At 54.3% G+C, this 16,062-nt stretch carries 11 protein-coding genes; 10 read left to right on the top strand and 1 reads right to left on the bottom strand.

The genetic code is table 11. From position 1 onward, the window contains the following. From BLR63_RS19395 to BLR63_RS19350, 10 genes are all read left to right on the top strand, one after another. On the top strand, positions 1–2,181 hold the full coding sequence (locus tag BLR63_RS19395; RefSeq protein WP_083365964.1) for a hypothetical protein: 2,181 nt from the start codon (positions 1–3) through the stop codon (positions 2,179–2,181). Beyond that, on the top strand, positions 2,121–3,014 hold the full coding sequence (locus BLR63_RS19390; RefSeq protein ID WP_156791907.1) for a hypothetical protein: 894 nt from the start codon (positions 2,121–2,123) through the stop codon (positions 3,012–3,014). The genes BLR63_RS19395 and BLR63_RS19390 overlap by 61 nt, the downstream gene beginning before the upstream one ends. Next, complete coding sequence (locus BLR63_RS19385; RefSeq protein WP_010568079.1) at positions 3,007–3,978, top strand: tetratricopeptide repeat protein; 972 nt, start codon at positions 3,007–3,009, stop codon at positions 3,976–3,978. Before BLR63_RS19390 ends, BLR63_RS19385 begins: the two co-directional genes overlap by 8 nt. 50 nt (positions 3,979–4,028) lie before the next feature. Then, positions 4,029–5,036, top strand: coding sequence for a tetratricopeptide repeat protein (locus BLR63_RS19380; protein WP_231998087.1), 1,008 nt, complete (start codon positions 4,029–4,031; stop codon positions 5,034–5,036). Positions 5,037–5,173: 137 nt separating this feature from the next. Further along, a complete protein-coding gene (locus tag BLR63_RS19375) occupies positions 5,174–6,145 on the top strand; it encodes a tetratricopeptide repeat protein (RefSeq protein ID WP_010567667.1) in 972 nt (323 codons plus the stop codon). Positions 6,146–6,288: 143 nt separating this feature from the next. Further along, on the top strand, positions 6,289–7,260 hold the full coding sequence (locus tag BLR63_RS19370; RefSeq protein ID WP_042947733.1) for a tetratricopeptide repeat protein: 972 nt from the start codon (positions 6,289–6,291) through the stop codon (positions 7,258–7,260). An 86-nt stretch (positions 7,261–7,346) separates the two neighbouring features. After that, on the top strand, positions 7,347–8,318 hold the full coding sequence (locus BLR63_RS19365) for a tetratricopeptide repeat protein (RefSeq protein WP_010567665.1): 972 nt from the start codon (positions 7,347–7,349) through the stop codon (positions 8,316–8,318). Between the two features lie 19 nt (positions 8,319–8,337). After that, positions 8,338–9,375, top strand: coding sequence for a tetratricopeptide repeat protein (locus BLR63_RS19360; RefSeq protein ID WP_010567664.1), 1,038 nt, complete (start codon positions 8,338–8,340; stop codon positions 9,373–9,375). A 120-nt stretch (positions 9,376–9,495) separates the two neighbouring features. Continuing rightward, entirely contained in the window at positions 9,496–10,467 is a 972-nt protein-coding gene (locus tag BLR63_RS19355) for a tetratricopeptide repeat protein (protein WP_042947739.1), read from the top strand. A gap of 221 nt (positions 10,468–10,688) precedes the next feature. Continuing rightward, entirely contained in the window at positions 10,689–15,584 is a 4,896-nt protein-coding gene (locus BLR63_RS19350) for an alpha-2-macroglobulin family protein (protein ID WP_010567662.1), read from the top strand. 113 nt (positions 15,585–15,697) lie between these two features. Here the strand turns inward: BLR63_RS19350 and BLR63_RS19345 are convergent, their stop codons facing one another. Beyond that, complete coding sequence (locus tag BLR63_RS19345) at positions 15,698–15,988, bottom strand: hypothetical protein (RefSeq protein ID WP_010567661.1); 291 nt, start codon at positions 15,986–15,988, stop codon at positions 15,698–15,700. Between the last annotated feature and the right edge of the window lie 74 nt (positions 15,989–16,062).

Here is a 16,062-nt window from a genome sequence, read left to right as displayed (position 1 = left end):
ATGACAGACACATCCGAAACCCAAGCAAACACACAGCAGGCGCCAGTCGTTCTCCCACCGGAAACGTCAGGCGCTCCCGTCGATCCCGAAACATTCTGCGCCGATAGAACGCCCGACTGCAGCACGAGCTTCTACGACATCATCTATGTCACCGGACAGCGACGGTTCTGGTTGCTGCCCAAACGCATGGCCGAGCAACTGCAGGAAAGTGTCAGCGCACTCAAAAAGAAGACGGTCGACACCGACAAAGCTACCCGCATGAGCAACATTGCCGACGCAGGTTTGCTGGATTATTTCCTCACCCCAGGACCGGAAGCGTTCCTGGAAAGTACCGATGGCGAAACCGGAGAACTCGGCCGCTATACCCAGTCCAGAGAGGCCATCTCCGATGACACCGCCAAGAAAGCTCAATGCCGTCGGGATTGGGACGCGGCTAGAGCGAGTGGCGACAGCACCGCCGCGATGCACGCCGAGCGCGACATGTTTGCCGCTCAGAAACGCATCGAAAAAAATCAAAAACGCATGGTCGATCTGGAAAAAATTTCCAGCGCACGTGCCGAAGCCTTGGGCTACAAGCGGGAGAACGGCGTGTTCTATACCCCGCGCGCCTTACAGGCCAGGGACGCGATGGATCGATACCTGGCCGAACGAAAAAAAGCCAAGGCTCATGGTTTCAGGATGTTCGATCCGGGCACGAAGACGGTCGAGTCCGCCTGGGAACACCTGAAGCAATACAAGGCCTTTCAGAAAACATTCCTGGAAACCGGGATCGTCGACGAGAAAGCGCTCAAAGGCCTGCAAATCAACATCCTGACGCTTGAAGCGGTGATGGCAACGTACATCAATGCCATCGTGGAACTCGCCGAATGCGGTATTGCCGTGCCCGAATTTGCACTCAGCCCCGATGACCAATATGAAGGCACTGAGGCGTTCCAGGCCTACATGAAACTGCAGAGCAAACGCGGCCTCCTGGAACGAAGTATTGAAGCGCGTTACGAAGAGTGGGTCTCGGCGACTGCGGGTAAGGCAGCACCGCCCGGCGTGCTGTTCGCTGATCTTCAAGAGCAGTGGCATGAGCTGAACAAAGAGGAGGATCAGATCAAAAACACCGCCGAGGGCACGGTACGGTGGGCGTTGCCGCCACGGCTTTTTGTCTGGGAACCGGAAAGCTACAAACCCAACCCCATCGAGCGGTTGGCCAAGGCGAATATTCCCTTGCGGGAGATGAGCAGCGCCTCATCCGACGATTTGCTAAACCATATCAGCCTCAAATACCTCGCCCGGGAAACCGGTGGCGCGCTGGGCAAAGCCCTCGAGGATCTGAAATCGCTGCCCAAATCGTTAGCCAGAGAAGCGGACGACGACCGCGTCTTCAGCGATTGGCTGAAGGCTGGGGGCGCCCATCCACTGGATGAAAAGGGCCCCTGGTTTGACAGTGCCGGGTTGTTCCTCCCAGACCGTTTTTTTGCCGCGCTGAAAACCGCCAACTTCAAGGTTGAAAGCCTGGAGGCAGCGGACAAACGCGAGCGCTGGGGCAATACCCTCAAGGCCATGATTTTCGAGGACAAACAACTACGCAATCTGATGCTCTTCGACAACAGCCCCCAGGCCCAACTTGTGCGCTGCTTGCTACCCGAAGGCAGCAGCTTGCAGGCCGGGGTCAAGCTGGAAGGCCCCAAATGGAAGAACGGCCCGCAAATGGCCAGCGCCAAGGTCAATCTGGACGTAGCGGGATGGCGGGGTGAAGTCACCCTGTTGAACCTCGAACTGCCGGCACGAAGCAAAGCCCAATCGTTGACCGCCGACTACACCGCCTACGACGGCAGCGTGCGCACGGTCGACTTCGGCAAACTGTCGCTCGACCTCAGCGCAAAAGCCTGGGGCTTCGCCGGCGCCAGCCTGATGCTCGCCCGAGACCTGACCCTCGACCAGGCCACGGGCTACACCAGCCTCTCGGGCATCGACATCGCGGAACGATCGGGCGACCTGGCCAAGTTCGACCTATTCGTCGGCGCCCAGGCCGGCTGCAAACTCAGCGGCCAACTATTCTGGTGCCCACCCCCGGCGTCGTCCCCCCCGCCCCGATTCCCAATCGCGCGTTCGACAGCCAGTGGCGTCCATTGGCCAAACTCGACATGGAAGTCGCAGCGGCCGTGGGCGCCAGTTTCTCTGGCAACCTGAAACTGCGTATTGACGGCGGGCGTTTCCTGCTGTCCCTAAAAGGTTCGTTGGTCTGGGGGGTTGGCTTCAAAGGCTATATGACCTTTGAAGTGGGATATGAAAGCGTCATCGCCCTGCTCGAACTGGTACGCAAGGAAATGGCCGCAAACCGTTATCAGGATCTTGATTGGGTCGACGGTGAAGCGTTGGCTTATGTCAGAAACTTGAGTTTCCTGGGGGCTGTAGGGGTCGATGTTGCATTTGTGTATGTGCGTGGGTATGCGGTGGTTAAGGAGATTTATGGACGGTTTACGGAAGGGGGGCGTGGGGGGCTGATTGCTCGTACGTTGCTTCGAGATAGCAACCAGAGAGTGATGGAAGATTGGGTGCGGAACCTGCAGCCTCAGGCTTTTGGGCCGCTGCTGTTGGCGTTGAGTAGCGCGCCCAAATCCTTTTCAGTAACAGAGGAGCAAGGTGTCCGTAGTTTTAATGAGACCCAAGCCCACCTGTTGCAACAACAAGCGATCGAAAGATGCCTTGGATGGATATCACGTAAGCCAGACGCTTGTCAGCAGTTTGAAGAGGCAGTTATTTGTATGAATAGAGATGGTGTGCGCGCATCACAGGCAGGGTTGACGTATTGCAAGAACAAAATGCACCTCGACTTATTTATGAGTGAGCGATTATCTGCTTTTACCTCCAGCGACGATGTGCGTGCTAGATATAAAGAGCGAGTAAAAAAACTGGGAAGACGTCTGAATTCCCATTGCACTTATGCGAAGACCTTCATCGGGCCTGCCTTTGCGCCCGTAGAGGAAATAAAAGTCACCTATAAAGGACCAGAAATTGATTAAGCAAATCATAATCAGCATTGTATTAAATATATTTTTTTCGTGCTCAGCAGTTGCCCAGTTGACACACGAACAACAAGCAGCCAAGGACAAAGGTCTCACACTTTATAATCAAAGCGATTGGTACGACTCTCAACCATTACTGCAGATTGCCGCAGAAGCTGGAGATCGGATGGCTCAATATTATCTAGGGGAGGCTATACGACTTAGCAAACGGTACACCACTGCCGAAGCAAAAAGATGGTATGAAGCTGCCGCTGAGCAAGGTGATCTTTACGCCATGCTTCGCCTTAGCAGCAAAGACGACTTATGTCGTTATATGGGGACTTGCAATGGAACGATCGGCGAACAATGGCGAAAACAGGCAATAAAAATTGCTCGTGAGCGTGCCGGAAGGGGCGACACGGAAGCAATGATTGTACTTTATCTAGCTAACCAAGGTCTGGCATGGTTAGAAAAAGCCGCCGAGGCGGGAGATGGATTCGGCCAGTACCTATTAGCCAGCGTTTATGAAAGTGGCAAAGGTTGGTTTCTTATCCCTGGCAGCCGTGAGAAAGCTATTGGGAAATGGTTTAAGGCATCAGCGGAGAACGGTTTTCCGCCGGGAATGTATTTATATACAAACTTCCTATATGAACATGGGGGCAGTGAGACCGATGTCGGATACTGGCTTAAGAAAACTGCTGAGGCAGGACATATTGAAGCTATGGTAAGTTATGCGCTCAATATAGCGCACTTACCCGAAAGATACGGACTTCCCCTTGATCTAGTGAAGGCATATGGCTTCACTTATATGCTTTCTAAACTTGAAGGAGGAGGTGTTGGGCCGGAAGATGGCAAGAGAAACCTTCCAAGAGTTGCTGAAAAGATGAATGAGCAGGAAATTCAGGAGGGCATAGCTTTCGCTAAGGAATGGGAAAAAACACATCCCCCGCTTTCCTATTTTGACCCCGTCTATGGGTACTGAGATTGTATGAACAGGAATGGCGCTCGCCCGATACCGGCAGGCCCTACCTGTTGAAGAAATCAAGACAGTCTATAAAGGGCCAAACATTGCTTAATCAAGTCATTATTAGCGCGGTCTTTACTCTATTATTTTCCAGCGCAGCCGCTGCCCAACTTACACCGGAGCAACAAGCGGCTAAAGACCGCGGGATCGCACTATATAAACAAAGTGACTGGTACGATTCTCAACCACTCCTAAAGACGGCGGCAGAAGCGGGCGATAGACAGGCTCAATATTATCTAGGCGAGGCTATTCGCTTGAGTAAGCGCTACATCACTATGGAAGCAAAAAAATGGTATGAAACCGCTGCCGAACAGGGTGATCTTTACTCCATGCTCCGTCTTAGTAGTAAGGATGACTTATGCCGTTATATGGGAACTTGCACTGGAAAGTCCGGCGAACAATGGCGAAAACAGGCAATAAAAATTGCTCGTGAGCGCGCGGGAAAGGGTGACACGCAAGCAATGATTGTACTTTTTACGGCTAATCAAGGCCTGGGATGGTTAGAAAAAGCTGCCGAGGCGGGAGATGGATTCGGCCAGCAACTACTAGCCAGTGCTTATAAAGGTGGCGGAGGTTGGTTTCTTATTCCGGGCAACCGTGAAAAAGCCATTGAAAAATGGTTTAAGGCATCGGCGGAGAGCGGTTTTCCGCCGGGAATGTATTTATATGCAAACTTTCTATATGACCATGGCGGAAGCAAGGCCGATGTCGGATATTGGCTTAAGAAAACCGCTGAAGCTGGACATATTGATGCAATGGGAAGCTATGCTCTAAATGTTGCGCATATGCCAGATAGCTATGGGTATCCGTTGGATCTAGTGAAGGCTTATGGTCTGGCATATCTCATTTCCAAGCTTTCAGGCGGTGGCGCCGCGCCAAAAGAAGGTAGAGAGACTCTTTCAGAACTTACCAGGCATATGACACCGGATCAAATAAGTCAGGGTGTAGAGTTTGCGGCGGAGTGGGAAAGTAGCCATCCTCCGTTGTCTTATTTTGAACCGGTTTATGGGTATTGAGTACGTTGTGGTAAATGTGAAGAGGGTTTCTTGAGTTTTTATTGGTTGAGTTCTGCGTTTTATATATTTGGGTGTCACAGAGTGTAAGGAATAATAAGAATGTTTGGCGAAAATGCAAGTTTATAAGGGGTTGGGTGATGATTAGTCAAGTCGTAATCAGCATTGTGTTAACGTTATTTTTTTCATCCTTTGCACTTGCCCAGTTGACGCACGAACAACAGGCAGCCAAGGACAAAGGTCTCGTGCTTTATAATCAAAGCGATTGGTACGATTCTCAACCTTTACTGCGCATTGCCGCAGAAGCTGGAGATCGGACGGCTCAATATTATCTAGGCGAGGCTATTCGGCTTAGTAGTTGGTACACCACTACTGAAGCAAGAAAATGGTATGAAGCTGCCGCTGAGCAGGGCGATCTTTACGCCATGCTTCGTCTTAGCAGCAAGGACGACTTATGCCGTGTTATGGAAACTTGCACCGGAAAATCCGGTGAAAAATGGCGAGAACATGCTCTAAAAATTGCCCGTGAGCGCGCCGGAAAAGGTGACACGGAAGCAATGATTGTACTTTATATAGCGAACCAAGGTCTGGCATGGTTAGAAAAAGCCGCCGAGGCGGGAGATGGATTCGGCCAGTACCTATTAGCCAGCGTTTATGAAAGTGGCAAAGGTTGGTTTCTTATCCCTGGCAGCCGTGAGAAAGCTATTGGGAAATGGTTTAAGGCGTCAGCGGAGAACGGTTTTTCGCCGGGAATGTATTTATATACAAACTTCCTATATAAACATGGGGGCAGTGAGGCCGATGTCGGATATTGGCTTAAGAAAACTGCTGAGGCAGGACATATTGAAGCTATGGTAAGTTACGCTCTAAATATAGCGCACTTGCCTGAAAGATACGGGCTTCCTCTTGATCTAGTGAAGGCTTATGGCTTGACTTACATGCTTTCTAAACTTGAAGGAGGAGGCGTTGGACCAGAAGATGGAAAGAGAAACCTTCCAAGAATTGCTGAAAAGATGAATGAGCGGCAAATACAGCAGGGTATAGCTTTCGCTAAAGAATGGGAAAAGACTCACCCTCCTCTCTCATATTTTGCTCCAGCTTACGGTTACTGAGTTTTTAATTAAGAATTCATGCTGATACCCTGGCCGCTTCATCGGCAGCAGCGCGATAAGTGCGGCTCTATGTATTCGGCCTTAAGCACAAAAAACTACAATTTAAGTTTTGGTGTGAATATAAGTATATAGAGGGTCGAAGATTGATTGAGCAAATAATTATCAGCGCCGTATTTACTCTGTTGTTTTCGGGCGCGGCCATTGCCCAACTTACACCGGAGCAACAAGCGGCTAAAGACCGCGGGATCGCATTATATAAACAAAGTGACTGGTACGATTCTCAGCCACTCCTAAAGACGGCAGCGGAAGCGGGCGATAGACAGGCTCAATATTATCTAGGCGAGGCTATTCGACTCAGTAATTGGCACACCACTGCTGAAGCAAAAAAATGGTATGAGGCCGCTGCCGAACAGGGCGATCTTTACTCCATGCTCCGTCTTAGTAATAAATATGACTTATGCAAATATATGGGTACATGCAATGAGAAGTCTGGAACTGAGTGGCGAAAACTAGCACTAAAAGTTGGTCGTGAACGCGCGGAAAAAGGCGACACAGAGGCAATGACAGTACTTTATATCGCCAGGCAAGGATTGGGATGGTTAGAAAAAGCCGCTGATGCGGGAGATAGCTATGCTCAGAACTTACTAGCGAAAGTTTATAGGGATGGAGGTGGGTGGTTCTTAATTCCGGGAAACCGAAAAAAGGCGGTTGAACGATGGTTCAAGGCCTCGGCAGAAGGAGGGAATCCAGACGCAATGTTTTCCTATGTAGATTTTTTGTATGAAAATAATGGCACTAAAAAAGAGATGGCATATTGGCTTAAGAAGTCAGCAGAAGGTGGATATATTACCGGGGTTAGCAACTACGCACTTCGACTTGCTCATCTGCCTGATGACGTTGGGTACTCACTCGACTTGGTAACAGCTTATGGGTTGACTTACTTGCTCTCCAAACTTGAGGGTGGTGGCACTGCAGCCGAGGATGGTCAAAGAAACCTTCCAAAAATCGCTGAAAAGATGAATGAACTGGAAATCCAGGAGGGCATAGCTTTCGCTAAGGAGTGGGAAAAAACACATCCCCCTCTTTCCTATTTCGACCCCATCTTCGGTTACTGAGTTTTTATGAACAGGAGTGGCGCTCGGTTGATACCGGCAGGTCCTACCTGTTGAAGAAATCAAGACAGTCTATAAAGGGCCAAACATTGATTAATTACATCATTATCAGCACCGTCTTTACTCTATTGTTTTCGAGCACTGCCATTGCCCAACTTACACAGGAGCAGCAAGCCGCTAAAGACCGCGGGATCGCATTATATAAACAAAGTGACTGGTACGATTCTCAACCACTCCTAAAGACGGCAGCAGAAGCGGGCGATAGACAGGCTCAATATTATTTGGGCGAGGCTATTCGACTCAGTAATTGGCACACCACTGCTGAAGCAAGAAAATGGTATGAAGCCGCTGCCGAACAGGGCGATCTTTACTCCATGCTCCGTCTTAGCAGTAAGGATGACTTATGCAAGTATATGGGTACATGCAGTGAAAAGTCTGGAACAGACTGGCGACAACAGGCACTTAAAATTGCCTATGAGCGCGCGGAAAAAGGCGACACAGAGGCAATGACAGTCCTTTATACCGCCGGACGAGGATTGGGATGGTTAGAAAAAGCCGCTGATGCAGGAGATAGCTATGCTCAGAACTTATTAGCGAACGCTTACAAGGATGGATATGGGTGGTTCTTAATTCCTGGAAACCGAGAAAAGGCTGTTGAACGATGGTTCAAAGCTTCGGCAGAAGGTGGGGATCCAGAAGCAATGTTCTCCTATGCAAATCTGTTGTATGAAAAGAATGGCGATAAGAAAGAGGTGGCGCATTGGCTTAAGAGGTCAGCGGAGGGCGGATATATTACTGGGGTTAGCAACTACGCAGTTCGACTTGCTCATCTGCCTGATGAACTTGGGTATCCACTCGACTTGGTAAAAGCTTATGGGTTGACTTACTTGCTCTCCAAGCTTGAGGGCGGTGGCACTGCACCTGAGAATGGTCAAAGAAATCTTCCAAGAATCGCTGAAAAGATGAATGAGCAGGAAATCCGGGAGGGCATAGCTTTTGCTAAGGAGTGGGAAAAAAACCATCCCCCGCTTTCCTATTTTCACCCCATTTTCGGTTACTGAGTTTGTATGAGCAGGAATCGTGCTCGCCGACACCGGCAGGCCCTACCTGTTTAAGAAATCAAGACAGTCTATAAAGGGCCAAACATTGATTAATCAAGTCATTATTAGCACCGTCTTTACTCTATTATTTTCCAACGCAGCCGCTGCCCAATTTACACCGGAGCAACAAACGGCTAAAGACCGCGGGATCGCACTATATAAACAAAGTGACTGGTACGATTCTCAACCACTCCTAAAGACGGCAGCAGAAGCGGGCGATAGACAGGCTCAATATTATTTGGGCGAGGCTATTCGACTCAGTAATTGGCGCACCACTGCCGAAGCAAGAAAATGGTATGAAGCCGCTGCCGAACAGGGCGATCTTTACTCCATGCTCCGTCTTAGCAGTAAGGATGACTTATGCAAGTATATGGGTACATGCAGTGAAAAGTCTGGAACAGACTGGCGACAACAGGCACTTAAAATTGCCTATGAGCGCGCGGAAAAAGGCGACACAGAGGCAATGACAGTCCTTTATACCGCCGGACGAGGATTGGGGTGGTTAGAAAAAGCCGCTGATGCGGGAGATAGTTATGCTCAGAACTTATTAGCGAACGCTTACAAGGATGGATATGGATGGTTCTTAATTCCGGGAAACCGAGAAAAGGCGGTTGAACGATGGTTCAAGGCTTCGGCAGAAGGGGGGAACCCAGAAGCGATGTATTCCTATGCAAGTTTTTTGTATGACAATAATGGCACTAAAAGAGAGATGGCACATTGGCTTAAGAAGTCAGCAGAAGGCGGATATATTACTGGGGTTAGTAATTACGCACTTCGACTTGCTCATCTGCCTGATGATCTTGGGTATTCACTCGACTTGGTAAAGGCTTATGGGTTGACTTACTTGCTCTCCAAACTTGAGGGCGGTGGAACTGCATCTGAGGATGGTCAAAGAAATCTTCAAAAAATCGCTGAAAAGATGAAAGGGCAGGAAATTCAGGAGGGCATAGCTTTCGCTAAGAAATGGGAAAAAAACCATCCCCCGCTTTCCTATTTCCACCCCATCTACGGGTACTAAGTTTGTATGAGCAGGAATGGCGCTCGCTCGATGCCGGCAGGCCTGACCTATTGTAAGCATGTGCGGGACCAGCTTCCGCACCTGTTGAAGAAATCAAGACAGTCTATAAAGGGCCAAACATTGATTAATCAAGTCATTATTAGCGCGGTCTTTACTCTATTATTTTCCAGCGCAGCCGCTGCCCAACTTACACCGGAGCAACAAGCGGCTAAAGACCGCGGGATCGCACTATATAAACAAAGTGACTGGTACGATTCTCAACCACTCCTAAAGACGGCGGCAGAAGCGGGCGATAGACAGGCTCAATATTATCTAGGCGAGGCTATTCGCTTGAGTAAACGCTACACCACCGTCGAAGCAAAAAAATGGTATGAAGCCGCTGCCGAACAGGGCGATCTTTACGCCATGCTTCGCCTTAGCAGCAAGGACGACTTATGCCGTTATATGGGAACTTGCACTGGAAAGTCCGGAAAACAATGGCGAAAACAGGCAATAAAAATTGCTCGTGAGCGCGCCGGAAAGGGTGATACGGAAGCAATGATTGTACTTTTTACGGCCAACCAAGGTCTGGCATGGTTAGAAAAAGCTGCCGAGGCAGGAGATGGATTCGGCCAGCAACTATTAGCCAGTGCTTATAAAGGTGGCGGAGGTTGGTTTCTTATTCCGGGCAACCGTGAAAAAGCCATTGAAAAATGGTTTAAGGCATCGGCGGAGAGCGGTTTTCCGCCGGGAATGTATTTATATGCCAATTTCCTATATGAGCATGGCGGCAGTGAGGCCGATGTCGGATATTGGCTTAAGAAAACTGCTGAGGCAGGACATATTGAAGCTATGGTAAGTTACGCTCTAAATATAGCGCACTTGCCCGAAAGATACGGGCTTCCTCTTGATCTAGTGAAGGCTTATGGCTTGACTTATATGCTTTCTAAACTTGAAGGAGGAGGTATAGGGCCAACGGATGGCAAGAGAAACCTTCCAAGAATTGCTGAAAAGATGAATGAACAGGAAATCCGGCAAGGAATAGCTTTCGCTGAAGAGTGGGAAAAAACCCACCCCCCACTTTCCTATTTCGACCCCATCTACGGTTACTAACTCTCGGACTAAAACCTCATGACGATGCCCCTGCGGTTGCTTCGGAAAATGACGCTGACGGTCCAGGCCCCCGAGTATCGATGTGTGTGGGATTTGGCTGGGTTTGCCGGTGTTCGAGAACCAAACCACCCCCCGTCGGTCAATGTGACCAGCGCCTCATCAGTCTGGTCGGCGCTGATCTATAGTTCATCCCTCGGTTCCCCCCTGATTACGAGTGCCCCATGCTTAACAAAGGACTGTTCCTGGCCTGTGCGCTGGCCCTGCTGAGTGCATGCGATTCTTCCGATAAACCGGCCGCTCCGCCGGCTCCCTCCGTGGCAACGGCGCCGCAGCCGGCCAAGGCGGTGGTGGATGTGGCGGCGTTGAAGCAGCGTTATGCCGGGCGTGAGTTGAGTGTGGTGGATGTGTCCGAGGTGCAGCTCGATGGGGCCAGTACGTTGTCGGTGAGTTTTTCCATTCCCCTGGACCCCGAGCAGAAGTTCGCTGACAAGCTGCATCTGGTGGATGCCAAGTCCGGCAAGGTCGATGGCGCCTGGGAGCTTTCCGATAACCTGATGGAGCTGCGTCTGCGCCATCTGGAGCCGCAGCGCAAGCTGGTGCTGACGGTCGACGCCGGGGTCAAGGCGGTCAATGGCAATACGCTCGCCGCCGAATACAGCGCCCGCCTGGAAACCCGTGATCTGCAAGCCACCGTCGGCTTCGCCAGCCGGGGCACGTTGTTGCCGACGCGTTTGGCCGAAGGCTTGCCGGTGATCGCGCTGAACGTCGACAAGATCGACGTCGAATTCTTCCGCATCAAGCCGGAATCCCTACCGTCGTTCCTGGCGCAGTGGGGGCGCAATACCAGTCTGCAAAGTTATGAATCCCGTGAACTGCTGCCGATGGCCGATCTGGTCTACGGCGGGCGTTTCGACCTGAATCCGGCGCGCAATACCCGCGAAACCCTGCTGCTGCCCATCGCTGGCCTCAAGCAATTGCAGCAACCCGGTGTGTATCTGGCGGTGATGCGCGCGTCGGGCACCTACAACTATTCGCAACCGGCCACGCTGTTCACGCTCAGTGACATCGGCCTGTCGGTGCACCGTTACGCCAATCGCCTGGATGTGTTCACCCAGGCGTTGGAAGGCGGCAAGGCGTTGGATGGCGTCGACCTTGAAGTGCTCGATGCCGATGGCCGTGTGCTTGGCCAGGGTAAGACCGAAAAGGGCGGCCACGCCGAGTTGCCGTTGCCGAAAAAGGCCCAGGTATTGCTGGCCAAGCAAGGCGAACAGACCAGCCTGCTGCGCCTGGACAGTGCCGCCCTCGACCTGGCGGAGTTCGACATCGGCGGCCAACCGTCCCATCCGCTGCAATTCTTTGTGTTTGGCCCGCGGGATTTGTATCGCCCCGGCGAAACCGTGCTGCTCAATGCGCTGCTGCGCGACAAGGATGGCAACGCCGTCAAGCCGCAACCGGTGAGCGTCGAAGTGCGACGCCCGGATGAACAGGTGAGCCGCAAATTCGTCTGGGACGCCGACGCGTCCGGCCTCTATCAATATCAACTGCAACTGGCCGGCGAAGCGCCGACCGGGCGTTGGCAACTGGTGTTTGACCTGGGCGACGGTAAACCACAGTTGTATGAGTTCCTCGTCGAAGATTTCCTGCCCGAGCGCCTGGCGCTGGAACTCAAGGGCAGCGACACGGCGCTGAGCCCGGCGGACAACCCGGTCATCCATGTGAATGGCCGCTACCTGTATGGTGCGCCGGCGTCGGGCAATCGGGTCAGTGGGCAAGTCTATGTGCGGCCGTTGCGCGAGGCGGTGAAGTCGCTGCCGGGCTATCAATTCGGCTCCGTCACCGAGGAAGAGCTGAGCCAGGATTTCGAGCTGGACGAAAGCGTGCTCGACGCCAACGGTCAGGAAGACCTGACCCTGGAAAGCAAATGGACCGAGGCCAAATCCCCCTTGCAGTTGATTGTGCAAGCCAGCCTGCAGGAATCCGGCGGGCGGCCGATCACGCGGCGCCTGGTGCAGCCGGTCTGGCCGGCGGAGCAACTGCCGGGCCTGCGCGGGCTGTTTGACGGCAAGGAAACCAACGGTGATGGTCCGGTGGAATTCGACGTGCTGCTGGCCAATCAGGACGGCCAGAAACTCGCCGCGCAGAACCTCAAGGTGCGCCTGGTGCGCGAGCGCCGCGATTACTACTGGAACTACTCCGACAGCGATGGCTGGAGCTACCACTACAACGAAAAATTCCTCAACCTCGACGAGCAGACCCTGAACATCAAGGCCGGCGACACCGCCAAGGTCAGCTTCCAGGTGGAGTGGGGCCCGTACCGCGTCGAGGTCGAAGACCCGCAGACCGGCCTGGTCAGCAGCCTGCGTTTCTGGGCCGGCTACCAGGCTCAGGACAACACCGAAGGCGGCGCCGTGCGCCCCGACCAGGTCAAGTTGGCGCTGGATAAACCGGCCTATGGCGACGGCGATACCGCCAATGTCACCGTGACGCCGCCGGCCGCCGGTAAAGGCTACCTGCTGGTGGAATCCGCCGAAGGACCACTGTGGTGGCAGGCCATCGATGTGCCGGCCGAGGGCAAGAGCTTCGCGGTGAAGCTCGACCCGAAATGGTCGCGGCATGACCTCTACGTCAGCGCCCTGGTGATCCGTCCCGGTGAGCGCAAGGCCAATATCACGCCCAAGCGCGCGGTGGGCCTGTTGCACCTGCCGCTGGATCGCACCCAACGCAAGCTCGCGCTGACCCTCACCGCGCCGGAAAAAATGCGTCCCAAACAAGCGCTGACGGTGAAGATCGCCGCCAAGAATGCCGATGGCAGCGTGCCCAAGCAGGTGCATGTGCTACTGGCGGCGGTGGATGTGGGTATCCTTAATATCACCGAATATCCCACGCCCGATCCGTACTCCAGCCTGTTTGGTCGCAAGGCCTATGGGGTGGACCAGTTCGACATCTATGGCCAGTTGATCGAAGCCGGGCAGGGCCGCCTGGCCAGCCTGGCCTTCGGCGGTGACGCGGCGTTGGCCAAGGGCGGCAAACGCCCGGACACCAGCGTCACCATCGTCGCCCTGCAAAGCGCGCCGGTGACGTTGAACGAGCAGGGTGAGGGCGAAGTCAGCGTCAACATCCCCGACTTCAACGGTGAGCTGCGCCTGATGGCCCAGGCCTGGAGCGATGATCGCTACGGCATGGCCGAAGGCAAGACGGTGATTGCCGCGCCGCTGATTGCCGAGCTGGCGGCGCCGCGTTTCCTCGCCGGCGGTGACCAGACCACCTTGGCGTTGGACCTGTCCAACCTGTCGGGCCGGGCGCAGAAACTCGATGTGCAACTGAGCGCCGAAGGGCAGTTGGAGTTGGTCAACGCGGGCGCCCAAGCGCTCGACCTCAAGCCCGGCCAGCGCACCACCCTGCGCATCCCGGTCAAAGCCTGGGGCGGTTTGGGCCAAGGCAAGGTCAAGGTCACGGTCAATGGCCTGGACCTGCCGGGCGAGAACCTGCCGCCGTTCAGCCGCGAATGGACCCTGGGCGTGCGCCCGGCGTATCCGGCGCTGCTCAAGCATTACCGCGCGGTGCTCAAAGACCAGCCATGGAGCCTGCCCGCCGGGACCCTGGATTCGTTCGAGGCCACCGGGCGCGAAGCGTTGCTGAGCCTGTCGAGCCGGCCACCGCTGAACCTCGGTGCGCAGATCAGCGCGCTCAAGGCCTACCCCTATGGGTGCCTGGAGCAGACCGCCAGCGGGTTGTACCCGTCGCTGTATGCCGACGATGCATTGCTCAAGCGCCTGGGCGTCAAGGGCGAGCCGGATGCCGAGCGTAAACGCAAGATCGAGTTGGGCATCGAACGCCTGCTGGGCATGCAGCGCTACAACGGCAGCTTCGGGTTGTGGGGCGCCGATGGCGAGGAGGAATATTGGCTGACGGCCTATGTCACCGATTTCCTGCTGCGTGCCCGCGACCAGGGTTTCGCCGTACCGCCTGAAGCCTTGAAGAAAGCCAGCGAGCGTCTGCTGCGTTATGTGCAGGAGCGCAACCTGATCGAAGTCGCCTACAGCGACAACGCCGAACACACCCGCTTCGCCGTGCAGGCCTACGCCGGCATGGTGCTGGCGCGCAGTCAGCAGGCGCCGTTGGGCGCGTTGCGCAGTCTCTTCGAGCGGCGCACGGATGCGCGGTCCGGGTTGCCATTGGTGCAGTTGGCCATTGCCTTGCAGAAAATGGGCGATCAACCGCGTGCCGATCAGGCCCTGCTCGCCGGTCTGGCGGCACAGCGCAACGCCAAGGAGTGGCTCGCCGACTACGGCAGCCCGCTGCGCGACCAGGCGATGATCCTGGCCTTGCTGGAAGAGAACGATTTGGCCAAAGGCAAGCGCGAGGAGCGCTTGTTCACCCTGTCGGATCAGTTGGCGGCCAGCCCTTACCTGTCGACCCAGGAGCGTAATTCACTGTTCCTTGCCGGGCGTCTTGGCTTCGCCCAGCCCGAGGCGAACTGGCAGGTGTCGCTCAGCGGCAGCGGCGGTGCACGTGAGTTGAACAATCAACAATCGACCCTGGCACTGGACGGCAGGCAACTGTCCGGCGACCTGACCTTGAGCAATCAAGGGGAGACGCCGGTGTACCAGCAATTGACGATTTCGGGTTATCCACAAGTGCCGCCGGCCGCCGGTGGTGACAACCTGAGCATCCGCCGCGAGTACCTGGGCATGAACGGCCAGCCACTGAACCTGCGCAGTCTCAACAGCGGCGATCTGGTGCTGGTGCATCTGGCGGTGAGCGCCAAGCAGCGCGTGCCGGATGCGTTGGTGGTGGACTTGCTGCCCGCAGGTCTGGAGCTGGAAAACCAGAACCTGGCCCAAAGCGCCGCCAGCCTGGAAAACGCCAGCAGCCAGGTCAAGGAGTGGCGTGAGTCGATGCAGAACGCGTCGCTCAAGCATCAGGAATTCCGCGATGACCGCTATGTGGCGGCGATGAACCTGGATGGCTATGGCACCACGCACCTGCTGTACCTGGCACGGGCCGTGACACCCGGCACCTACCGCGTGCCGCCGCCGCAGGTGGAGTCGATGTATCGGCCGAACTGGCAGGCGGTGGGCGAAACCCCGGCGGACCTGGTGATCAAAGGCAAATAACCCGTAGGAGCTAGCTTGCTCGCGAAGGTCGTCAACGATCACGCGGGCAATGCTGGATGAGCGCGGTGTTCTTGGGGTTTTCGCGAGCGAGCTCGCTCCTACAGGGAGGAGGGTTAGTGGACGACCCAGCTGAGCAGCCACAGGCCGAGCATCAGCCAGATGACGCCGATGATGATCGAGGCGCGCATGAACGCGCGTACGGCTGAATACAGGAAGAGCAGGCCGATGATCAGCGTGAGGATGCTGATGATCGAAGTGTCCATGCCCAGTGCGCGGGACATCCCTTCGACAAAGTCGCCGCCGGCGTTGGACAGCATGTTGAACACGCCGCTGAAGAACTCGACGATGTAGTGGATGATCAGGCCGAGGGTGTGACCCAACCATCCGAAAAAGTCTACTTGCATAGGTGTGTCTCGATGAAAGAGTGGACGAAATTGCCAGCACTGAGCCTTTGGTCGTTTATCAACCGGGCGAGTTC

This window comes from Pseudomonas extremaustralis, from assembly GCF_900102035.1.
Lineage (GTDB): Bacteria > Pseudomonadota > Gammaproteobacteria > Pseudomonadales > Pseudomonadaceae > Aquipseudomonas > Aquipseudomonas extremaustralis.
Note: the sequence above shows the minus strand (reverse complement) of the source record. Positions and strands in the feature narration are given on the sequence as shown.

Excerpts from the sequence above, each read along its gene's own strand:
- BLR63_RS19395 (WP_083365964.1), top strand. The coding sequence starts at position 1 with ATGACAGACACATCCGAAACCCAAGCAAACACACAGCAGGCGCCAGTC.
- BLR63_RS19375 (WP_010567667.1), top strand. The coding sequence starts at position 5,174 with ATGATTAGTCAAGTCGTAATCAGCATTGTGTTAACGTTATTTTTTTCA.
- BLR63_RS19350 (WP_010567662.1), top strand. The coding sequence starts at position 10,689 with ATGCTTAACAAAGGACTGTTCCTGGCCTGTGCGCTGGCCCTGCTGAGT.
- BLR63_RS19345 (WP_010567661.1), bottom strand. The coding sequence starts at position 15,988 with ATGCAAGTAGACTTTTTCGGATGGTTGGGTCACACCCTCGGCCTGATC.